Annotated in this window: 20 protein-coding genes and 2 tRNA genes; 6 read left to right on the top strand and 16 right to left on the bottom strand. The window is 53.5% G+C overall.

The features are described from left to right. Positions 1–37 precede the first annotated feature (37 nt). The gene (locus tag FKM52_RS07740) at positions 38–928 is read left to right on the top strand and encodes a LysR family transcriptional regulator (RefSeq protein ID WP_141175635.1); all 891 of its coding nucleotides are present in this window, start codon (positions 38–40) and stop codon (positions 926–928) included. A gap of 79 nt (positions 929–1,007) precedes the next feature. Here FKM52_RS07740 and selB read toward each other — a convergent pair whose 3' ends face one another. From selB to FKM52_RS07785, 11 genes are all read right to left on the bottom strand, one after another. Beyond that, positions 1,008–2,792: a selenocysteine-specific translation elongation factor gene (gene selB / locus FKM52_RS07745; RefSeq protein ID WP_141175636.1), complete on the bottom strand. Its 1,785-nt coding sequence runs from the start codon at positions 2,790–2,792 to the stop codon at positions 1,008–1,010. A 49-nt stretch (positions 2,793–2,841) separates the two neighbouring features. After that, positions 2,842–2,932 (bottom strand) — tRNA-Sec (locus FKM52_RS21675). Between the two features lie 258 nt (positions 2,933–3,190). Further along, complete coding sequence (gene grdD, locus FKM52_RS07750) at positions 3,191–4,324, bottom strand: glycine/sarcosine/betaine reductase complex component C subunit alpha (protein WP_141175637.1); 1,134 nt, start codon at positions 4,322–4,324, stop codon at positions 3,191–3,193. Then, positions 4,317–5,849 (bottom strand): glycine/sarcosine/betaine reductase complex component C subunit beta, encoded by a 1,533-nt coding sequence (gene grdC, locus FKM52_RS07755; protein ID WP_141175638.1) that lies wholly within the window; start codon positions 5,847–5,849, stop codon positions 4,317–4,319. The genes grdD and grdC overlap by 8 nt, the downstream gene beginning before the upstream one ends. A 45-nt stretch (positions 5,850–5,894) precedes the next feature. Continuing rightward, positions 5,895–6,371 (bottom strand): glycine/sarcosine/betaine reductase complex selenoprotein A, encoded by a 477-nt coding sequence (grdA, locus tag FKM52_RS07760; RefSeq protein ID WP_141175639.1) that lies wholly within the window; start codon positions 6,369–6,371, stop codon positions 5,895–5,897. A gap of 27 nt (positions 6,372–6,398) precedes the next feature. Further along, entirely contained in the window at positions 6,399–6,722 is a 324-nt protein-coding gene (locus FKM52_RS07765; protein ID WP_141175640.1) for a thioredoxin family protein, read from the bottom strand. A 6-nt stretch (positions 6,723–6,728) separates the two neighbouring features. Beyond that, entirely contained in the window at positions 6,729–7,154 is a 426-nt protein-coding gene (locus tag FKM52_RS22095; RefSeq protein WP_281284973.1) for a thioredoxin family protein, read from the bottom strand. A 38-nt stretch (positions 7,155–7,192) separates the two neighbouring features. Further along, entirely contained in the window at positions 7,193–7,957 is a 765-nt protein-coding gene (locus FKM52_RS07770) for an NAD(P)/FAD-dependent oxidoreductase (protein ID WP_281284974.1), read from the bottom strand. 845 nt (positions 7,958–8,802) lie between these two features. After that, on the bottom strand, positions 8,803–9,480 hold the full coding sequence (locus FKM52_RS07775) for a hypothetical protein (protein WP_141175641.1): 678 nt from the start codon (positions 9,478–9,480) through the stop codon (positions 8,803–8,805). A 209-nt stretch (positions 9,481–9,689) separates the two neighbouring features. Beyond that, entirely contained in the window at positions 9,690–10,046 is a 357-nt protein-coding gene (locus FKM52_RS07780) for a DUF488 domain-containing protein (RefSeq protein ID WP_141175642.1), read from the bottom strand. Positions 10,047–10,106: 60 nt separating this feature from the next. Beyond that, positions 10,107–10,847, bottom strand: a complete 741-nt coding sequence (locus FKM52_RS07785) for a hypothetical protein (RefSeq protein WP_141175643.1) — start codon at positions 10,845–10,847, stop codon at positions 10,107–10,109. 393 nt (positions 10,848–11,240) lie between these two features. Between FKM52_RS07785 and FKM52_RS07790 the strand changes: the two genes are divergently transcribed. Beyond that, positions 11,241–11,888 carry a TetR/AcrR family transcriptional regulator gene (locus FKM52_RS07790; RefSeq protein WP_141175644.1) on the top strand — a complete coding sequence of 216 codons (648 nt, stop codon included), beginning with the start codon at positions 11,241–11,243 and terminating at the stop codon, positions 11,886–11,888. 51 nt (positions 11,889–11,939) lie between these two features. Here FKM52_RS07790 and FKM52_RS07795 read toward each other — a convergent pair whose 3' ends face one another. Next, entirely contained in the window at positions 11,940–13,772 is a 1,833-nt protein-coding gene (locus FKM52_RS07795) for a DNA/RNA non-specific endonuclease (protein WP_246085508.1), read from the bottom strand. A 179-nt stretch (positions 13,773–13,951) separates the two neighbouring features. Between FKM52_RS07795 and FKM52_RS07800 the strand changes: the two genes are divergently transcribed. The 4 genes from FKM52_RS07800 to FKM52_RS07815 all read left to right on the top strand — a co-directional run bounded on the left by FKM52_RS07800 (position 13,952) and on the right by FKM52_RS07815 (position 18,829). Continuing rightward, a tRNA-Asn gene (locus FKM52_RS07800) sits at positions 13,952–14,027 on the top strand. A gap of 995 nt (positions 14,028–15,022) precedes the next feature. Beyond that, positions 15,023–15,745 (top strand): fimbrial biogenesis chaperone, encoded by a 723-nt coding sequence (locus FKM52_RS07805; RefSeq protein WP_141175645.1) that lies wholly within the window; start codon positions 15,023–15,025, stop codon positions 15,743–15,745. Between the two features lie 90 nt (positions 15,746–15,835). Next, complete coding sequence (locus tag FKM52_RS07810) at positions 15,836–16,366, top strand: fimbrial protein (RefSeq protein ID WP_141175646.1); 531 nt, start codon at positions 15,836–15,838, stop codon at positions 16,364–16,366. Positions 16,367–16,435: 69 nt separating this feature from the next. After that, positions 16,436–18,829, top strand: coding sequence for a fimbria/pilus outer membrane usher protein (locus FKM52_RS07815; RefSeq protein ID WP_181407909.1), 2,394 nt, complete (start codon positions 16,436–16,438; stop codon positions 18,827–18,829). Positions 18,830–18,923: 94 nt separating this feature from the next. Here FKM52_RS07815 and FKM52_RS07820 read toward each other — a convergent pair whose 3' ends face one another. From FKM52_RS07820 to FKM52_RS07835, 4 genes are all read right to left on the bottom strand, one after another. Next, positions 18,924–19,256, bottom strand: coding sequence for a DUF496 family protein (locus tag FKM52_RS07820; protein WP_141175648.1), 333 nt, complete (start codon positions 19,254–19,256; stop codon positions 18,924–18,926). Between the two features lie 160 nt (positions 19,257–19,416). Beyond that, a complete protein-coding gene (locus FKM52_RS07825) occupies positions 19,417–20,475 on the bottom strand; it encodes an FUSC family protein (RefSeq protein ID WP_141175649.1) in 1,059 nt (352 codons plus the stop codon). A gap of 426 nt (positions 20,476–20,901) precedes the next feature. Continuing rightward, positions 20,902–22,071, bottom strand: a complete 1,170-nt coding sequence (gene dacD, locus FKM52_RS07830) for a serine-type D-Ala-D-Ala carboxypeptidase DacD (RefSeq protein WP_181407910.1) — start codon at positions 22,069–22,071, stop codon at positions 20,902–20,904. A gap of 278 nt (positions 22,072–22,349) precedes the next feature. Beyond that, positions 22,350–22,577, bottom strand: coding sequence for a YgdI/YgdR family lipoprotein (locus FKM52_RS07835; RefSeq protein ID WP_141175887.1), 228 nt, complete (start codon positions 22,575–22,577; stop codon positions 22,350–22,352). Between the last annotated feature and the right edge of the window lie 41 nt (positions 22,578–22,618).

Below are 22,618 nucleotides of genomic sequence, written 5' to 3' on the forward strand. Positions count from 1 at the left end.
GTGCAAAGCAGACTGGCTTAATCTAATATTTAGAACAATGGATCGGACACAGCTTTCCCAGCTCATCGTTTTTATGACCGTCGCCGAAGCGGGAAGTTTTCGCGCAGCCGCCGATCGGCTGGGCATTGCTCCTTCGGCGGTCAGCTATGCTGTTTCTGCACTGGAAAGCAGCATGGGGTTACGCCTTCTGGCGCGAACTACTCGATCAACGCGCCCCACGGAAGAAGGCGCGAATCTTCTTTCCCGTATTACCGGACCATTCGCTGAGATAAAGGCCGGAGTTTCCGATATTGTAGAGGGATCACAGGTACCTGCAGGCCCATTACGCGTCACCATGCCTTTTCTTGCGGCGAAAGAGATCATTTTGCCCCGTCTGGCTGAGTTTTCAGCGCTCTACCCGGCAATCGAACTGGATATCAGAACATCGGACATTTTCGAGGATATTGTCGAAAGTGGTTGTGACGCGGGGCTTCGGCTGGGCGAAAACCTGGAAGCCGATATGATAGCCGTACGCGCTGATGGCCCCCGGCGCAGCGTCATTGTAGGGGCTTCGTCGTATTTTACTGCTAACCCAAAGCCTGCACATCCCCGCGATCTGGTGGAGCATAACTGCATCCGCCGCCGCTTTGAAAGTGGCCGGGTCTATCGATGGGAACTCGCTCGCAACGGGCACGCCATTACTGTTGATGTGAGGGGTAACCTTATCCTTCCGCAACAGGAGCATATCAGGCAGGCGGCGCTCGCCGGAATTGGCCTGGCTTTTCTTTTTGAGGATATGGTCAGGAAGGATTTGCAGGAAGGACGTCTGATGACAGTAATGGAAGAATGGTGCCCCTGGTTTGATGGATTTTATATTTATTATCCTTCCCGGCGACAAATGCGGCCTGCGTTGCGGGCATTCATTGATTTTTTCCGCGCATCCAAATGACGCCATTTGCGCTTCTGGTACGATTAATAAAAAAACATCGACAGCCTGCCCCTGATTAGCTTAAGCGCAGGAGCCTTCTCTACATGGTAGCTTCAGCCAGCCAGCGCTTCCTCACGCGCCGAAGATCTCCTTCGCGCCGGACCCAGCCATCTCTCTCCATTCGGTTAAGCAGCGGTATTACCTGCTTTCTCGCCAGGCCAGTGCGTTGCCTGACGTCAGCAATAGAGAGTAACTCTCCGGGATTACAGCCATGGAAAACCGCCTCCAGGAGCGCCTGATAGTGTTCGCGCGCGATAAAAAGCTTGTCATCCATTGGCACGATATATTTTTTTTCCGTCAGCGCCTTCAGCTGCTGCACCAGACGTGGGCGTTCATGTTGAACAGCGGAAAAGCAGAGTTTCCCTGCCGTATTGATTTCATCCAGCAGCATCTGCTGCTCATGATTAAGCTGACCGAAGCTGGCCCCGAAAAGGCTGACTCCTTCCGCCGTTTTCTGCCACTGCCGGCTGGCACACTGTTCGCAAACCAGCTCCGTGGTTATCTCTACGGGAACCTGCACTCGCGCGGCCAGTTCCTCTACCGTTAACGCGGAGGTTGCCTGACTCAGAATTTTATTCAGCTGCGTCAGGCAGCGCTGCCGATAGTAGTCAGCGAGCCACCAGCCAGCCAGCAGATGGCAATCCGGCTGCGGTTCTGTTTCATCGCCGGCGCGAACATAACCCTTCACCGCCAGCTGTACGCGACATCGTAGCTGCGATAAATCCGTTTCCTGTGCTGCAAGCGCCTCAATAAGACGTGGCCGCTGTTCCCGGCTTAACGGCCCGGTCCAGACTACCCGCCCCGCGCCCGCCATACGTGAGCCTCCCGGCGTCATCAGCAGTACCGCCTGCCCCCAAAAAACCGGCAGCGGGGTAGACAACTGCAGGCGCGCCAGGCGGCCTTCGCCCAGTAAATAGCAGCGCGCTTGCGTATGTGATGTACCCAGCGCAACCTCCAGCTCGCTCTGCTTTTTCAACAGGTTAGTTCCCGGACGCAGCCGAACAATCCACTCCCGACTAACGGCAATATCGGCATCCGGTTTCGCCAGGCAATCGCCGCGCGCTACCGCTTCCTTTTTTAGCTGGCGAAAGCTCATGGCTACCCGACTACAGGGCTGCGCCCGTTCACGCGCCCGATGATAACTCTGTATCGATTTCACCTTAACCCGCTGGTTCCCTGGGTAAAGACACAGTACATCACCAACATCAACCCCATCACCACGCAGCGTCCCGGTAACCGTTGTACCAATACCGTTAACGGAAAAAACGCGATCGATATAGAGATGCGGGCCTTGCGTCAACGCCTGCGACAGCTTCAGATTGCGTACCCGCGTCAGCAACCCCTGGCGTAGCGCATCAATCCCTTCACCGGTCTTTGCGCTTACGCGCCAGATATCCGGCAAGAGATCGCTCTCGGCGAGGAAGTTTTCCAGAATATCTTCCTCAACCTGCCCGATCTGCGCATCATCAACCAGATCGCATTTATTGACAGCAACGATAATTTCCCGCAGATCCAGCGCATTAATTACCCGCAAATGTTCCTGACTTAACGGTGACCAACCCTCATCTGCCGCAACGACAAACAACACCAGATCCAGCCCCCATAAGGCGCTGAGCATGTTACGCAAAAAGCGCTCATGGCCAGGAACATCGATTATGCCAATTTCATCGTTATCAGGGCTGCACAGGCAGGCAAAGCCTAAATCGATGGTCATGCCTCGCATAAGCTCCTGGGGAAGGTGGGAAGGATGAATACCCGTAAGCGCCTGAATCAGTGCTGACTTACCATGATCGACGTGTCCGGCCGTACCAATCACCGCATACATGAGATTCTCTCCCCTTTTTATACCTGACAGAAGGGATAGTGAATGAATATGGCGGAAGCGGCAGGAGTCGAACCTGCCTCAGCCGATAGGCTAACAACGGTTTTGAAGACCGCGGGGACCACCGGATCCCATCAACTTCCTGAAAAACGGAACGACTCCCTGTTCATAAGGTGTGTTGCAGGCTTCCACTGCCTGGCGAACTAAACAGCTATCAATGCTGGCCGCAATGAAAGCCGCCCCCTCATTGCGACATAGCACGGATAACGCTTTACCCTGCTCACGGTAGTACGGCTGTTCATTATCAGTTGCACACTGCTCCGCAGCTGGCTGCCCTGTGGCAACGTTGCGCCAACAAAGCTGAACTGTTGAATATGGCTGGCGCCGTATTTCTCACTGGCTTACTGGCCCAGATATGATTGCAGCTGCGCGATAGCCTCAGCGCGCTGCCGTTGATTAATCATCAACACCGGGCCGGTGCAGCCCATGCCGGTTTCAGCATAAATACCGGCGCGCCATAAGCTCAGCCTGGCCTCTTCAAGCTGCAAAATATCAATACCGTGAATTTCATCATTCAGCACTTCCTTCGGCGGAGGAACAACATCCGTTGGCGCATCCGCCGCCGCTACGGGAGATGCGGCCTGTTGAAGAATTGACTCTATACCGGCCGCGCAGGCCTGTTGCCAGCGGCGTTGCCAACAGCTCATCAACTGCTTCTGCGTCATCATGGCGCAGAACCTGAGTGCTTCGGCAATCGTCGCAGGGCCGCTTGCCCGCGAAATAATGCCGATCACCGTTTTCTGCTGCGGCCCCAGCCCAATACCGTAGCCGCTACCGACGGTTTCCACTTCGCCGCCGCTCTGTCCAGCGCTGAATAGCTTGATCAACAGGTTGCCGGTCAGGGTATCGCAGACCATAACCTCCGGCGTGGCGCGGATCAGATCGTTGCCGCGCATCAGAGCGCCGCCATCAGCCCTGTCCGAAGAGGCGAAGCGTAACGGAAATCCCGCCTCGCTTAGCCTGGTCAGTAAACGTTTTACCGCCGCGGCATCATCAACATTAAGAATCCCGACGCCAGGAGTAGCCAAACCCAGCGCATCCGCCATCGCCAGCCCCGCAACCGCATTCCTTACCATCGCAGCCGGACGACGGATATCACTGCTGCCCGTGGTACTGGCCAGTACCATCTGACGCCCGGTGGCTACGGAATGAACCTGCGCCACGGTCGCCACGCCAAGCGGAAAGTTGTAGTGCAGCGTAACGGCTCCGGCTACCTCGCCCGATGCCAGCAACTGTTCCATGATGCGGTGCGCGGCGGCAAGATCTTCGGCAGGCAGATGCGGATAGCCGGTCAAGCCGACGGGACCGATGATCACCGGAATCAACTGCCCGGCGGCTTGATTTGCTGCCTGTAGCAGCTGTTCAACGGGCAGCTCGCTTCCCAGGGCGGTAAAGGCAATTCTGGGGCGAGCAGGCTCACCGTCGAGCCTGTCCGCTATATCGCGTAACGCTTGCGCCATTAAGAGTTCAGCCACGGTCGCCTCCCATTTCCAGCTCGTCGGCAACCTTACGCATTGCTTCAGCCAGCAGCGCGGAAAGCTCGCCCGCCTCTGTTTTATCACCCTGTTCCTGACCCTGATTACGCTCCACCAATACGCTAATGCCATCAAACTGATTGGTCATTCTGCCGAGGAACAGGCTCCCCTTACCGACGACCATAAAGTTTTCTATTTCCCTTGCGGCTATCGCGCGCAAACCGTGCCCAATATAGGGAATACCGGATGGAATATGGCCCTGCGTGGGGGCAAACCCAGGCATACCGTGGCGGACGACGAAGTCGCCCAGCTTGCTGCGCTCCAGCCAGCCTTCCATCACGCTCAGCGCCGCAATCATTTTGTAGTTGGATTCCGGTACGTTACCGGCGCCAGCAGGCTGAGTGATTTCAGGGTTCTGCAGCTCCACGCTGAACTTGTCGACATCTTCCGTCGTCATGCCCGCCGCTTTCAGCGGCTGCGAAATAAGCGATGCCATTACGGCCTGCGGCGAAGAGCCGGTTCCTACCGTATGACGTCCTGAAACATGGGTATTCACTACCGGGCTTACGCCGTCATCGGCGGTAATCAGCAGAGCAAAGCCACCAAGCATATCTTCCAGCAACGGCATATCGTGCTTGATATGATCGCGCCCGTTCATGCCGAGTTTGGCAACCGAGCCGCCAGCCAGCACCAGGACGCTTTTATAGACGCCGCTTTGCACCAGCGCCGCAGCATTAACCAGCGCATGGACCGGCGCAGCGCAAAAACCGCGCATATCGATCCCGGTAGCCTGACGGCAATGAATGCTTTCCGCGACCGCCTTGGCCAGATTACCGCCGCCGCGCTGATTGACATCGCCGATGGCTTCCTCTGAACACTCGATAACGTACTCAACCTGCTCCAGCGCATCCGCAGAGATCTGCCAGCCCGCCAGTACCGCGCTGGCTTTGGTCACTAAATTTTCCAGCATCACGTGCGCGCAAAGGTTAATGTCCAGATCGTGGGCCGCTTTTACGCACCCTACCAGCCGATCGCCAAGCCAGAGAGGCGCCGCATGCTGCTTAACCAGCAGCGCCAGTTCGTCATCGTTTACCGATACCGCGTTATCCAGCAAAGCCCGCTGTGACAGCTGCGGATGTTCACTAAGCTGACTTTGCATTTCGCTAACAAACGAGGCCTGCCACGCGGTTAAGTCAAAAGCATCCACGTAGCAAAGCAGCGCATACAGCAGCGTTTCGCTATAGATTTCTCCCCCCTCGCCGCAGGCGCTTCCCTGATAATCTGAGTTCAGCCATGGCCTGGGGAGCGCCTCAAGCTGAGCGGGAGTGATATTATTGATATAACACTGATTCGGCGGGTAATTTACCGCCTGCTCAAAGGTTCTGAGATGGTCAGGAATTGCCGCCAGCCAGGGCTCATCCGGATTTTGGCTGCGTGCCTGTTGTGCTGCGGCGCCGTGCCACATCAGCAAATTCGGAGCATGCGCCAGAATATAACCTGCCTGCCGTATTACTGCTTTTCCCATATTTCCTCCCGGAGTACCTCCGGCCATTGCTGACCGGAGGGTGACTCATTGATTCAGGTAGTGACAGTATGTTTCCCGATAGTGGCGCACTTCTCCGGAAATAGCCTCAACGTCAAGCACCATCTCCATCATGCCAACCTGCTGTTGATATATTTCCGCATCAACGGCCTGCTTCACTTCATCTTCAACAATGTGATAACACTGGAGTCCTAACTGAACTCCGGCCAGAGGGCCTGCAAAAGTCGGATCGCCGTTAGTTACGGTTTCACATGCCAGACCAGAAGCTTCGGCTTCCGCTCCTCCGAGGATTACAATCAAATCCTGCGGCGGATATTTTTCTGTTAATGTGAGAACGCGGCGCTGATTTTCCAGATCCATCGCTCCGGCGCTTGTTCAGACAAAACACTCGGTTGTGCTGAACACCACCTCAGCCCCTGCGGATTGCACGCATGCTTCTATCGCGGGGCCAGGTACACCATCCCGATCGCCAAGGATGATAATTTTTTTACTGCTGAGATTCATAATGCCCTCCTGTTGGTGAAAAAAACTTTATGCCGTGCCGTGCAGCAGCGTTTCCAGCGCCTGACGAATCTGTTCGCTATCCAGCGACTCGCCGCTCAGGTGATGCACGCGCTCGCCGTTTCGCCAGATAACAACAGAAGGCAACCCCATCACCTTTTGCGCCATCGCCAGCCGACGGTTGCCCTGAATATTCAGGCTGCAAAACGTGACCTGCCCGCGATATGCCTCGGCAAGCTGATGGATTTCCGGCATCAGCTCTTTGCAGCGCTCGCAGCTTTCGCTCCAGAAATCAACCAGCACTACGCCATGAGCAATCGTGGCGTCAAAATTATCTTTATTAAGTTCAATCATGAGATTTCACTCCGCAAAAATAGCTTCCGTTAACAGTTCATCATGCTGCCGGCAGCGCCGGATCTCTTCGCCATGCTGCAGACACAGCAACGTTGGCAGCTCGGTCACGCCATAGCGCATCGCCAGTCTCTGGTTTTTATAAGAATCGACCGGAACAAAGCGCCAGCCGGGATGATTAACAATCTCCTGTTCAAGCTGGGTCATGAGCTGCACGCTCTGCGGCACCGTCGGCGACCAGAACAGCACCAGCGTTTTAAACGCGCTGGCCAGTACATGCTGCTGCCAGAAAGCTTCCTGTTCGAGATACTGGCTCGCAGCGACGGCGGCGGATGCGCCATCGCCCGCAGCGGTAACCACCTGACGCAGGAATTTATTGCAGACATCGCCAACGGCGAACACGCCGGGCAAACGCGTTTCCTGCTGTGGACTCACTTCGATATAGCCTGATTTGGTTAACGGCAGCGCCTCTTTTAGCGGCAGCAGCCAGTCGGTTTGGGTACGGTGCCGACGAACATAAACACGCCGTTGGTAGCCAGGCGCGAGCAGGCGCCGGTTTTGACGTTTTTAACCTCGACGGCTTCCACCAGTTCATCGCCGATAATCGCCGTTACCGTGCTGTTCCAGAGAAAAGTAATTTTTTCGTTGGCATATGCCTGTTCGCGAGCGATGCGATCGGCATCAAGATGCCCCTCATCATGAATCACTACCATCGTCAGTGAATTAACGTAGCGGGTAAGAAAAACCGACTCTTCTACCGCCGTATTGCCGGAACCAACCACCACCACATCCAGATCGGTATAAAAATCGGCGTCGCAGGTTGCGCAATAAGAAACGCCGCGCCCGGCAAACTCTTTTTCCCCCGGAATTCCTAATACCCGCGGACGCGTACCTGTGGCAATAATAACGCTTTTAGCCTTCAGCTCGCGGCCTTCTTTTAATTGCACCGTTTTTTGCAAACCGTTTTCGCTCAATGTCAGCGACTGCGCATGCCCCTGAATAAATTCAGCGCCGAAATGTTTGGCGTGTTCAGTAAATTTATCCATTAACGCCGGGCCGCTGTCTTTTATTATTCCAGGATAGTTTTCCAGTTCAGAGGTAGTTAAGCACTGCCCTCCGGTTTTACGTTTTTCTTCTACAACCAGCGTTTTTAATCTGGCGCGCGCAGAATAAAGTGCAGCACTTAACCCGCCAGGGCCGCCGCCAATGATAACGACATCATATTCAGTATTATTCATAATAATTCTCCCTTCCGGAATAAGGATAAAAGTAAGCCCTGGTATGGCGCCAGCCAATCCAATTCAGAAAAAGAGAGAGGAATGATGCAGTCAATAAATTACAGGAATGACTATCCCGCTGGGATAAAGCTGATTGGCATGCTGCGCCGCAGCATAAAGTGAGAGGTCAATAGTGAAAACGGATAAATTTTGAAGCGACGTTAAATAACATAACACTCTCCAGGATAAAAGGCGCGATTAAGATCGGTAACCTCTGGCATGCAGATAAAATAGGCTAACGCGCCGCTTTATTTTGTGATCGCTGCAAAACTATTGCATTAAAAAAAATAGCGAGCACATTTTCGCGAGAAAGATCACAGATACTTGTAATCAAAGACAAAAGTGTTATTGCAAAGTTAAATTAAAGCCAATGGTGTAAAAATATCAAACACCATGAAAAAAAATTGTAGAAAAGCAGACTATTTCCTGCCGGTGTTTTTTATTGCTTATCTCTGGCGCGCTGAAGGCAATACAGCAGGTTGATAAGCTTATTTTCCAGCAGCGCAGCATGTTGTTTCCATTTTGCTAATACGTTTCGCTTTTTCCGCCGTTATCGGCTGGCGTTATTGTACGGCAAATAATATCCGCATCCTGTTTCACTCGGTAAGTAAATTAAATTGCCACTGAACGATATTTTTCCGACATTATAAGCGTTAGCCGGCCGTCGGGCATCGCACCGTTTTTCGACAGGCATCATAGCGCTAAAACGGGCGGAGATATAATCAGGCTGCGCAGGTAAGGAGCGGGCAACATTTTCTGCCGCGCGGGCTGACAACCCAGGGCCAGCGACACGCCGCAGGGTAAGGTTACAGCTGCGACGACAGGCAGGTTTTACCAGCCAACAGACTATGACGGCGATATTGCAGCAGAGCAATAATAGCCAGTACCGGCAACGCCAGTTCAAGCAACTCTTCCTGCGAGGTTTGCAGCGCTACCAGCCAGTGCGGAGCATGCCAGCCCAGCCCATCCTTAACGATTCCCAGAGAGCGATCGAGCAGGTTAGTCAGGGCGATAAGCGCGACAAACGCAACGACGCTAACCGCCCAGGATATGCGCTGTTTCGCCGCGCGCAGCGTCGCGCCTCCCTGACTGACCAGCAGCCAGAGGCAAGCCAGCGCCGCCGGCGCCAGCAGGCCGAACGCCATCAGCTTATCCCGCAACGGCAGATTACCCGTCCAGAAACGCAGCTTTAACATGCTCATATCCGCTATCGCCTTATGCAGGTCGGCTTCTCTGGCCATCATAGTGAGCAGCACAATTATTACGGCATAACGAATGGTTGGCTTCAGCGCCGGTACAGGCAACAGCAGCAGCAGCAGAATCGTCAGACCATAGGCGTATAGCGTTAGCTGCTCGACGATCCTCCCCTCTTCAGTGTGATAGATCAGCACGTCTGCGGGCAACCACAGCCACAGCAGCAAGGTAAACAAGGAGGTCAAAACGATAAAAAAGATAGCAAAGCGGGGATGATCAAGAGGGTGCATGTTACTCCCATACAGCAGGGCCGGAAAGTGCCGGCTGAACAGATGATAAGCGCAGATCTTATTCGCTACGAGAAGTGACCCGACGCTGACGTTGGCAGGACTGAATTCTTGCGGGCGGCCATCACCCATTAAATTCTTTTACCTGTTGTGCTGAAACTCAGTATACAGGCTAATGGCTTTTAAACTGAAGAAAAACGGCAATAACTTAATCAGCCAGCATCCAGTTGCTGATGTAAAAATTCAGCCAGCACGCACGCCTGATTATGCTGTTCATCACGCGCGGAAAACAGCAGCGTCAGGTTTCCGGCGCGCGCCTTGTCCAGCAGCGGCTGCCAGCTGGCAGGCGTTGCAAGCAGCTGTGAACGATAGCGTTCACTAAAGCCGGAGTAATCGATCGCCTGCTGATGAAAAGCCTTACGCAGCGCAGGAGCGGGCGCGACGCCCCTGGCCCATTCATCCAACGGCAGCGCGCTTTTTTTAATACCGCGCGGCCAGAGATAATCCACCAGAACCCGATAGCCGTCATCGGCCGCCGCCGGCTGATAAACACGTTTGCACTGAATCATTTTTCCCTCCGCCGTTCAGGTTATTCCTTTCCAGCGCCGCAGGCAAAGCGCGCTACCGGCTCACTTTGCCAGCAGGCGATTCATTTTCACAATCGAGCGGGTTAACAGGCTGCCGTAATGCGGATCGCCAAAGTGAAACAGCGCCGTTGCGCGACGGAACGCGGGATCGCAGGCGTCGTTAGCGTGGAACGAGCGATAGCCATAAAAAAAGTAAAGATTGCCCGGCTGGAGATGCAGCGTCAACGGCTTAACCAGCCGCTGTTTAATCGCCCAGCTTAGCAGACGACGTGACAGCCCGTTTTGCATCAGCGTTTTTTCCAGCACGTTAAGCAGTACGCTGGTACGGAAACGCCGCAGGTTAGGAAACAGCAGCAGATCGCCGCGTGCTGCTCCCTGCTGCGGGATTTCAATCGGCAGCAGCATGGTAATGGCGCTGGCATCATAGTGGAACGCGTTCGATTTCCTTTTACCGCTCTCGCCCTGTACGCAGCGCAGTACCGCCAGAACCGACTGATCGGCAAGAGAACGCTGCAGCGTTTTTTCCGCCATCATCCGCATCAGCTGGCGAAAGTCAGCGTTTTCGCTCAGATCCGCTAACGGCGTGCGATCGATTTTTTCCACGTCGCCAAAAATGGCTTGATAGCGCTGTCCGGCGCCGAAGCTAACCTCCTCAATCCACTGGCGAAAGCGCGCCAGACCTTCCTCGGTAACCGCCTTTTCTACTACCGCATAACCCTGGGTTTCAATATCCTGTATTAACCGTGGAACAGAATGCGGATCGATGCCGGTAATAAGAGACATAGTATCCTGCCCGTTAATTTTTTAATGTTAGCGACGTCTGAGCGCCTTACGAAACGTTACACCACCCTTTACAATCCTTTTCATCATAGGAGTTCGTATCAGGAAAGAAACGCCCTGGTAAAAAATAAGAATTATTAACCTTTTGCGCCAAATTTACCCTGGCAGTAAAAGGTTAGCGAACCGTCCGGCTGCTCCCGTTTCGCTCCAGCGCGCCGGCGCCATATTGCGTTAGCCGCTGGCGTTTCGTGTCGGCCATCAACGCGTAACGCGTAGCCCAGCAGCCTCTGTCCTGACAATATCTGTAACAGGCGCCAGGCAAATGTAGTCAGGTTGTTATTAGCTCAGCAACAGGCTACCCTGCCAACGGTTGAGTTAACAGGAATACTGGCCGCTATGGCTGAACAGGTAAAACGTAAAAACGATCCCGCTGGTTTGAAAAAGCGCATCCTTGATGGCGCGCTAAAGGCCTTTGCCGAGTTCGGTATGCAGGGGGCGCGGCTGGAACAGATTGCAGGCTATGCGCAGACCACTAAGCGGATGGTGATCTATCACTTCGGCAATAAAGAAAACCTCTACATTGCGGTACTGGAACTGGTGTATCAGCAAATTCGCCAACATGAGACCGGGCTTAATTTAACCGCGATGCCGCCGGAAGAGGCGATAACGCGGTTGGTGGAAGAGAGTTTCGACTACCACGCCTCGCACGCTGATTTTATGCGTCTGGTCTGTAGCGAAAACCTGCTGCGCGGGCGCTATATCACCCGGTCGCCGCGCATTAAGGCGCTGAATCGCAGCGCGCTTGATGTACTGGACGATATTCTGACGCGCGGGCAGCAGGCGGGACTGTTTTATGAGCATGTGGATACGCTGGACGTACATCGTTTAATCAGCAGTATCTGCGTCCATCACGTTTCAAACCGCTACACCTTTAACGCGCTGTTCAGCCCCGATAACGCGGAGGCAGAGAGCATCAAACGCAACCGCCAGCTGGCGGTAACGGCCACGCTGCGCTATCTGCGTCGTCCGGACGCCTCGCGTTAAAACCATTCCAGTCGAGTTAAAGCCCTTGCCGGCGGCGTTTGCTTATACCGGCTACAGCAGATCGCGCCATGACATAATCAATGCCGCCGGAAGCGGATCGGCGCGCAGCGCCGGCGCCGGTTGCCAGCCGTCCCATGCGGCGAAGGCAGAAAAATCCAGCCCGGTCAGGCTTTGTAGCCCGCTTACCGTCACCCGAAACTCATCCACCTGCGGCACGTTCTCCTGCTGCCCCTGGGCGATGATCCGACGCGGCTCGTCCAGCAGGTTCGCCTGGCTGACCAGCAGCGCGGTTGCCTGCGGCTTCCCTTCCGGCCCCAGCCGCAAAACCACTTTCCAGTACATCAGCGGTACTTTTACCCCGCCATACTGCCGCCATTGCTCATTGAGCACCGGGCCGGTAAGCACCGTGATTCGCTTTTTACTTTGCAGGACGCCATATTCCAGAATATAACGCTCCACGCCCTGCCAGTATTGCAGGCTCTGATTAAAACGAAAATGCTGCGGCGAACAGTTGGTAAAATGAAAGGTATCTTTATTAGCGCGTACCGCTTCCTGCGGCGTCCCCCAGCAAGGATCGCTGCGACGGGTCAGATGACCGCGATCGAACCAGCGGCTGAATTCGCGATAGAACGACTGCACCAGATAATAGCGGCTGTCTATCCGGCTATCTTCATACCAGCTGTCGGCTTCCGGCAGCAGCGCGGGTTGCCCGCTATCACGCTTAATATCAATGTAGCGCGCGCCGTCAATATTGGTGGCGGTAAGAAAGGCGATGCGCCGCGTCGCACAGATCGCCAGCGAAAAGTTTTGATAGTCGAGGATTGCCGCCGTGCCGGTGGCGCCGGATCGCAAGGGCGCGACCTCTGCCGTTCTGGGGGCGATAATACGCGCCAGCGTAATCTCGTCGCTGTTAATAAAGTCTGGCTGGTAGCCGTTACGATTAGCGTAGTTGACGTCCGGCGCCGCCTGCGCCGTCAGCATCAGGTTATTTTCACCGCGCAACGCGGCAATCAAACGCTGCCGTGCTGACGGCGCAAGCCCGATAGCTTCGCCTTTCAGCCAGTCAACCAGCGCGCTGGCGCGGATACCTTCATTTACCAACGCGCCGCTCTCATCCTGCGCTGCGCCGTGATGTAACGCCACCAGCTGCCAGCTGTCATTAAAAACCGGCGCGCCGGAAGAGCCTTCATCGGTATCCGCCGTATAGTGCAGTACGTTAGCCGCTGCGCTGCCCGCCGCGCCGCGCGCCAGCAAAAAGTTATCGCGCAGCGCCACCTGCTGAGCCATGCCGCCGGGATGCTGAATAATATTTACCGCCATGCCTAACCGGTGCTTATCGGCACGATCGCTGAGAACGATAGCGCCCAGCTGCGTTAAATCCGCCTCGCCAGTCAGCCTTTCCCCCAGCGCCACCAGCGTGCAGTCCAGCGCCTCCGTCGGGCTGGCAAGCCAGAAGCTGTCCGCATCCAGCCTATAGCAAGCGGTAGCCGGCGCCTCGCCCCGCTCATTCAACCAGTAGCCGAATTCCACGCTATAGCTGGCGGCGCGTTGACGATCCGGCAACACATGACAACAGGTAAGCAGCAGCCCGGCGCCGATTAAAAAAGCGGTGCCTTTGGGAACGCCGTCTTCACGTACCAGCGCTACCGCCCGCGACTGACGCATGCCCTGCTGTAAAAAAGCGACAGGTAAAAAATCGGCGTCAGGGCCAGTAATCGCCGTCTGCTCAGTCAGATATTGAAACGCGTAGCGCTGCGCGCGCCGGTGGTCCGGCTCGGCCTGCTCCGCCCGGCCTCTGGCTATCGCCTGTACGCTCTGTTTACGCCGGGCTGAGGTTAGCGCCAGCCGCTCCCTTACCAGATTTTCCACCTGTGACTTCATCATTCCTTTCGCCTTGCAGAGATATCACTCAGTAACCATAGTCAGATTTACGCCGGCTGGCATGCCGATCGTATCGCTATCGGGGAAACGCTGCTGAATTCTTCAGCAGTCAGATGACTTTTCGCGAAACAGGCTTTGACAACGTCTGACGCCCTCGATATTATGCGCCCCGTTCACACGATTCCTCTGTAGTTCAGTCGGTAGAACGGCGGACTGTTAATCCGTATGTCACTGGTTCGAGTCCAGTCAGAGGAGCCAAATTCAGAAAAAGCAGATGCCTGGCGTCTGCTTTTTTGCTTTCTGCCAGCGATGCCTGGGCTACCTTGCCTTACGGTCTGGCGCTTTTCTTGCTCTGGCGCGCTATCTCTCTTCAGCGCTCTCATGCCGCTAAGCTATTTACATCTTTTCAGCGCCTTCCTGCCCCGTAAAATTTCCATCTCTTTAGCTTTTCTCATCCCGGTAAGCTAACTTTATCTCTGCCGCGCTTTCTGCATCCGCGCAGCGAAGCTTTCAGCTTTTTTATTACCCAGCCCCTGGCTTTGCTGCCATCTTTGCCAGGCTGGTACTCCATTGCCCGCCGGCTTACGGATAATTTAGCTAATGTTTTCCCAGCCTTACGCATCGTAAATGTTCTTTGCCAGCGCTCAATTATTAACCAATACGGCGAAAAAGTTTTTTCACACCATGAAAAAACTCATAAGCATTACTATAGTTGTTGAGTTTGGGTTAATGCACGATAAACATCTTGCACAGGCAGAGCACTAAAGCACAAATTAGAATTAAATTTCAATAAACACCAACTTAAAAGATAAAAACAACAGACAAACGAACAATATTAGCATAAAAAAATAAAACAAAAGGGCAAACCGCAGCCTTTACCCATAGTATTAACAGGGTTTTTCGGCGCTAATTTTTCTCAGCTGGCACCCTGCAAAACAAAAGGAAGCATTTTTCTTTTAAACTGGCGCAATGATCAATTAATTTAATTAATCATTTTGTGATCTGTGCACGGTATTACGTCGTTTTTATCATATTAGTTATTACTATTATTCTTTTTAAGCTTATGAAATAGCAAAATGTAAAATAAACACTTCTTGCATGTAAATAAAAACCACCCTCATTGTAACCAAAACCCCGCAATAATGATCGCATTGACAGAGGGTCATCAATATAATTAATCTTACCTCGCCAAATACATTTATTAGGAATTTTCCCAAAAGCGTAATTACCCACATCTCTTTGGTAAAAACATTATGAAGCTGAGTCACCTGTCTAAAATTCGCTGTTTGTTAATTAAAACCAGTAAAAGTAGCCTGCTAGTTTCACTGATATTTCTCTTCAGTGCTTTTCAGGCGCAGGCTTCTCTGGTTCTTGACCAAAGCAGGATTGTTATCAGCGCTCAGGATGGCATGGGGACGGTTAAAATTAACAATCCTACCGCCCGCGACTATCTTATCCAGAACTGGATAACCAACAGCAAGAATGGTACCCAGGAAGAAATTTTTGTTCAGCCGCCGCTATTAAAAATTAAGGCGCGCCATAAGGTAGCGATCAATGTGGAAGCCATTGACCCCGCGCTGGCGAAAAAAGCACAGGAGCAGCTCTACTGGCTGAACGTTAAAGAAATTCCTAAGGTAGACAAGAGCCAGAACGGATCACAGCTGGTGTTAGCTATGCTGACGCGAGTAAAAGTATTTTATCGACCTGACGGCGTGCCGGCAGAAATGGGCAAAGAGTATATGAAATTAAAATGGAAGCGTGCCGGCAATAATTTGACCGTAACGAACCCAACGCCCTATTACATTACTTTCAATGAAGTTTGGGAAGGTAATAATAAAGCCAAACCGCTGGTTGCCGATATGGTGGCCCCAGGCGCAACGCTAACTATAAAAAACTATCGGGGATCATCGGTGATTCATTACAATATTATCGATGACTACGGTGACAACAGTGATACGGTGGATATCACGCTATAAATATCCGCTTAATCACAGGCGTACAGGTTGCCAACTTTAACAGCAAAACTGCACGTTAATTATTATTTACATTTAAGAAAGGATGGAAATATGAGGAAATTGAACGTAATTTCTTTAGGTCTGTTATTGGCAGCATCTTCCGCGGCTTTCGCCGGCAACGAAGGTGTTGTTCACTTTCACGGCCACGTGAATGAACCTACCTGTTCCGTGGTTAGCGCCGAGCAAACCATTAATCTGGAGACTATCAGCGCAGCCGAACTGAGCAATGTGCCGATCGGGGAAACCACGCAAAAAGGCCAAAAAGAATTTAATATCGACGTAAATTGTGAAGCCAGCAACTTACAGAATAATATCCTGGTGACCATGCAGGGAGATGCTGCCGCACAGCAGCCGAAGGCGTTATCCAACCGCTCCGACAGTAACAACGGCGTCGGGCTGGAAGTGTTTTATGACAATCAGGTTGTAAAACCGAACGACAGCATGTCCGGCAACCGGTTTACTAATCTTATGAACAAGGGAACCGACAACTTAACGATGACGGTTCGCTATGCGCGTCTTGCAGACGAAGTCAAAGGCGGTGAGGTTGATTCCGACGTCACCTTCGTTAGCGAATATCGTTAAACCTCTCTTCCCCCTCGTTAAAAACAGCCGTGGAGTTTCTCCATGGCTTTTTTCGCCGGCAGAAAAGTAATGTCTAAGGTAAATTATCTCGCCGCCGCCCTGTTATTATCGTTTCTCCAGCTGACGCTCTGTTCGCCGTTAATGGCGGCAGAAGAGTTTGATCTCTCGCTACTGGAAAAAAGCGGCAAAATAAGCAAAAGCGAAGCGGATGTATTCAACCGCGACAGCGATATTTTGCCCGGCAGCTATTTGATGACGATTATTATTAATCAGCATGAAATGGCGCATAAAGAGGTTACCTTCCAGCTTAATCACGGTCGCAGCGAACCGCTGTTTGGCTGTCGCGAACTGCAGGAGTGGGGAATGCAGATCGAAACTTGCCCGCGCGAGCGTGATTTTCTGGCGGACTGGGTAGCAGGCGCCCGGTTTGATGTCGATATGAGCGAAAACCAGCTGCTTATTACCGTACCTCAGCAGGCATGGCGTTTGCCTAATCCTTATGATATTGCTCCCAACTGGAAATGGGATAACGGCATTAACGCGGCTTTTATTAATTACGATCTCTATGCCCAGCGTAACGAATATCAATCCAGCCGCTCCAGCAATCTGTACGGCAATCTCACTAACGGCATCAATATTGCCGGCCTGCGTTTTCGCAACAGCGGCTTTATCACCGCGCCGGAAATGAGCAGCCCGCGCTATCAGAGCAGCACCAGCTGGCTGGCGTATGATATCGACAGCCTGCGCAGTACGTTAACCGTCGGCGACTTCTATACCAACGGCAGCCTGTTCGCCGGCACGTCGCTGCGCGGCGTGGGCATAGCGACCAATATGGCGATGTTTCCCAGCACCGAACGCAGCTACGTTCCTGCTATTATCGGTTCGGTCAGCGCCAACGCCACGGTAATCATCAAACAAAACGGTTATGCGATCGCCACGCGCCAGATTCCGCCGGGCGCCTTTAATCTTAATGATATTCCGGTCTCCTCCTCGGCCGGCGATATTGATGTCACCATTATCGAGGCCAACGGCAGACGGCAGCACTTTATCCAGCCGTTTAACAACAGCAGCTTCCAGCTGCCGGCGAAAAGCCTGCGCTATACGTTTAACGCAGGCCGCAGCCGTCAGTATGATAAACAGCAGCTAATGGAAGCGACATTCATGTATGGCCTGAATAATACCTTTACGCTGCTGGAAGGAGCGCAGTATGCGCCGGATTATCAAAATTTCGCTTCCGGCCTGGGCGCCAACCTCAGGTGGCTGGGCGGACTCAATCTGCTGTTTAATCACAGCCAGGCTAAACGTAACGCGCGTCGTCTGGCGGGAAGCCAGCTGCAGCTCGGCCTGAGCCGCTTTTTACCGCTTACCGACAGCTATATCTATGCCTCCGTGACGCACCGCTTTACGCCGGACTACCGTGATTTTAATACGACGACACAGGACGACAGACCAACCTACGGCAACTATCGCGATAAATATAGCGTGCAGCTTAATCAAAGTATTAAAGGCGTAAACATGGCGTTGAACTACAGCCAGGAGATGCGCTGGAACGGGCAGAGCAATCGCAGCTGGCAGGCCAGTCTCAATTTTCATCCCGGACGCGCGACGCTGCTGACTTCATTCTCACGCCGCTATCGCGCCAACAGCGCCGGAGAGAACTACGTTTCCATGAGTCTCAGTATCCCGCTGGGACGGGAAAGGAAATATTACCTCGATATCAGTCAGACGGGCGGCGTCAGCCACAGCAGCCAGATCGCCTTCAGCGGCAATGCCGGAGCGGACGATGCTCTGAACTATTCGCTGGGCGTCTCACGCAGCGCCAGACAGTATCAGTATGATGCTTCCGCCAGGTACAACTCCAGCTTCGGCGTAACGCGCGCCACCTGGTCGCACAGCAGTGCGGCGCAGCAGTGGCAGCTGGGCCAGCGCGGCTCGGTAGTGGTACATCACCACGGCGTGACGCTGGGCCAGTATTTGAACGAAAGCGCGGCGATTATTCATACTTCTCATATTCGCAGCATCGGGGTGGAAAACGCACAGTATGTGAAAACCGATCGCTGGGGCAATGCCGTGGTGCCGGGGCTGGTGCCCTACTATTACAATGAGCTGACGCCGATACTGAACCGCAAAAATCATCATACGGTGAAAATCGACGGAACTGTACAGCGGCGCGTACCGCGTCAGGGCGCAATCGTTGAAGTTGAATTCTCCGCTTCACGCCAGCAACAGCACTACGTGCGCGCCAGACAGGCCGACGGCGCCCCGCTCGCCTTCGGCAGCATACTTTATGATGCGGAAAACCGTAACCGGGGCATTGTTTCCGCTGGCGGCATCGCCTCAATCGATATCTATCGCCTCATCTGGCCGCTGCACAGCAAGCTCTCTTCGGGCGAGACCTGTCATATTGCGCGTCCTGACGAACAGGCGCTGCAGCAACAGATTTGGACGCTTATTTGTCGCTAATGGGCGGAGGGCGGCAGGCAAAACAGTCTGAGATGCAAATAAAACCGGGCCGCAACGCGGCCCGGAGAGATCGCTGGCGAGTGCCGGCGATGGATTACTGGTTTTGAGAAGGCACTTTGTGCTCGCCCATCGCCTTCAGTCGTTTCGACAGTTCACGACGCTCTTTCGAGAGATCGGCATTTTTGATGATATATTCGTCCACGCGATCTTCATAGTCGCTACGCATGCTGGCAATAATTTCCTGAATCGCCTCAACGCTCATGCCCGGCTTGATATACTCGCTCAGGTTATCCAGCAGCAGCACGCGTTTCTGGTTGTCACGAATTTTCTTCTCTACATCGTGAATTTCGCGCTGCAGTTTATTTTTGCGACGATACATACGCACAAACTCCAGCACGTCCTGAAATGATTGCTTTGCATTTTCCATCTTGACACCTTTCATTGGGCCTGCCTGAACAGGCGGTATTGTCGTAGCCTTCAGCTTAGCGGCTCGCCGCCGCCGAGGGCAATCTTCACATTCAAATTCGGACTGTGACACATTTTAGCGCGAAAACGCGCGCAGCCACAGCCGCTTGTTGTCGAAGCCGCTATTTGCGCATTGTCAGCCTAATCAGATCTGACAGGCGCTCCAGCTGCTTCGCCAGCTCCAGGCTGAGCCAGACATAGCCATGTATTGGCGTCTCCACCAGTCGATCGCTGTCATTTTCGGCAATCAGCTGGTGCAGCTCGCGGCTAATCTCCGCCAGCTCATGATGGTTGGCCGCCATCTTATCGGTATCGCCGCTGATCAACATCTGCGCCAACGCGTTAAAGGTATTTTCCGTCATCTGCTGGGTACGCCGTAAGGTAGAAGCGTTGAGCAGAATCAGGTGACTGGCGCGCGAAGACCACCAGGCGTTGATTTGCAGCTCCAGCGTGCAGAGGATATTGCGGTTGATAGTCTGGATGGCTTCCAGCACCGATTTAGGAATGCGCGTTTCTTTGCTGGCAGGCTCCAGCAGCGCGCGCATCTTCACCACGTCGGTGAGTATGCGCCGCAGCGGCTTATCCAGGCGCGGTTTATCCACCAGATTGGGCGAAAATCCCGTATGGTAAATTTTCGCAATGGTAGTAAGCGCGTCAGAAAGTTTGATGCGCCAGTGGATATAGGCCTTTTGCGGCCAGATGCTGGTAAACAGCAGCGCCAGCAGCGAGCCGAGTATTACGTCGCCGCTGCGCCACAGCGCGGTAGTCATATCGCCTGCCGGCGCGCCGCACACCACCGCCAGCGTAATGCCGATCAGCAATGCCATATAGGGGCGCTTGCCCAGCGTCAGATAGCCGCAGATAAACATCACCAGCGTGCACCAGGCCATCATCGCGGTCAGGGAATACAGTTCCAGCTTGAGAGCGATAAGCCCGGAAATTGAACCAAACACCGTGCCGCCGATACGCTGGAGCGCGCGCGGAAATACGTTGCCCCAGGAAGAAACCGGGCCCATAACCACCACCAGGGTAATCAGCGGCCAGCTGCCTTCCGGGATCTCGCTCAGGCGCACCAGCAAAAAAGTCAGAATAAAACCCAGCGCAATGCGTACGCCATGAACGATACGGTAGTGGCGATAAACGCGGAACTCAATGGCTGAAAGCGGCTTGTCGGGGCGCAAAAGAACTCTCCGGTTTCCTGAAGTTTCAGATTAGCATCATAACCTGAAGCGCCGGCAGAGATGAGACTTTCATCTGGCATTTAGGACGGTTTTTCCTGATTTAACAAATATGTAAGTCTGATTTAACCTGGCAGGAACATTAAGCGGCGCGGCACGGCGTTGCCGTGCCTGAATTTGATGCAGATGGCGAATATCACCACGCTGGCAGGGGCGATAGCCACAGATAACAGCTGATGCAGCGTTAAAGCCTGGCCGTATACGCCAAAAAGTCACGCGCCAGTAAAAACCGGGTGGGCAATGGAATAAGTAAGGCTGACGCTAACAGAGGAAAACCGTTGCAGTTGCAGGGACAGGGACAGGGACAGGGACAGGGACAGGGACAGGGACAGAATAAGGCAGAGGCACGTTCGGGCCTCTGCCGTTCAGTTACAATTTTTGTTTCAGGTAGTCGCCAATTTTCGTTATCAGGCTGCCCTCTTCTACCTTATTCAGCGTAACAAGCGGGTAGCTGGCCAGCACCTTATCTTTATCGATCACCTGAATCGTGCCCACCTGCTCGCCCTGCTTTAGCGGCGCTTCAAGATCTTTCCGATCGATAATGTATTTCGCTTTGATAGTTTCGATAGCGCTACGCGGCAGGGAAAGCGAGATATCTCCCGTGGTTCCCACCGCTACCTGATGCGGGTTGCCGTACCAGACCGTTTCTTTACCCAACGCTTTGCCCGCGTGGAACAGCTGCACGGTATCAAAATTATTATTGCCCCAGATCAACAGCTTACGCGCCTGTTCTTCACGCCCTTTCGGGCTTTTGCCGCCCATAATTACGGCGATCAGACGCTGGCGTCCCTGCAGGCTGGAGGCGATCAGGTTAAAGCCAGCGCTTTCGGTATGGCCGGTTTTCAGGCCGTCGACATGCAGAGTTTTATCCCACAGCAGTCCGTTGCGATTCTGCTGGGTAATGCCGTTCCAGGTAAGCGATTTCTCGCTGTACATCTGGTAAAAGTCCGGCTCGCCGCTGATAATCGCCTGAGAGAGCACTGCCAGATCGCGCGCGGTGGTGTGCTGCCCCGGCGCATCCAGCCCGTGCACGGTTTCAAAATGGGTGTTGTTCAGCCCCAGCTTCGCCGCATACTCATTCATCATTTTAACGAAGGCTGCCTGGCTGCCCGCCACGTAGTCGGCCAGCGCCACGCAGGCATCGTTGCCGGAATCAATAATCACGCCACGGCTGAGATCGCGTACCGATACCTTCTCGCCCGGCTTAAGAAACATCAGCGAGGAGCCTTTAAATACCGGATTTCCCGCCCCCCAGGCGTCCTGACCGATGGTAACCATGTCGTCACGGCTGATGCGGTGCTGGTCAATAGCGCGATCGACCACATAGCCGGTCATCAGCTTGGTCAGGCTGGCTGGATTGCGCTGCTGGTCAGCATTGCCTTCGGTCAGCACCTGGCCAGTAGTGGCGTCCATTAATATCCAGGAGGCGGCATCAACCGGCGGCGGCGTCAGCGGGAAAGAAACCGCGGCCTCCCCGGCATGGGCCTGAATGGCTAAAAACAGTAAACCGGTAATACCTGCAAGCTGACGCCTTTTCAACGGAACATCCTCAATCATAAACTTGAATTAAATGAGGGCGTTGTTTTACGGCATCGCGCAACGTTTTTGCTTAATAAATTGCAAAAAATTATGTATTTAAATTCTTCCGGCAACGACTTTTAGCGTGGTTTTACCACGGCGCCAGCGGCAGAAAAACGCCAGCGATATTCTTGCCGAAGGCTGCGAATGCCAACCACGCTCCGCTGCGGTTAATTATTAAGCCAGGCAATAAAAAAGCCACCCGATGGTGGCTTTACCGATAATGCGGTGGCGAAAAATTAATGGGGGATTTCCGTCATTGATTTTACGTCAGCGCGGTTGATCTGCTGCTCATTCCCGTTGGCATCTTTATATTTGATCAGGCCGGTAGCATTATCCTCTTTCGGTTTACCATCGCTAACGATAGTACGACCATCGTTAGTATGGATGTAATAGTTACTGCTGGAGCATCCCGCCAGCGGCAGGGCGGCGGCAAATACAAATGCTAATAATGCGCTCTTTTTCATCATAACCTCCTGTTCAGATATTTCCCTTTAATGTTTAGCAC

Source organism: Mixta tenebrionis (assembly GCF_006517625.1).
In the GTDB taxonomy this organism is placed as follows: Bacteria; Pseudomonadota; Gammaproteobacteria; order Enterobacterales; family Enterobacteriaceae; genus Mixta; species Mixta tenebrionis.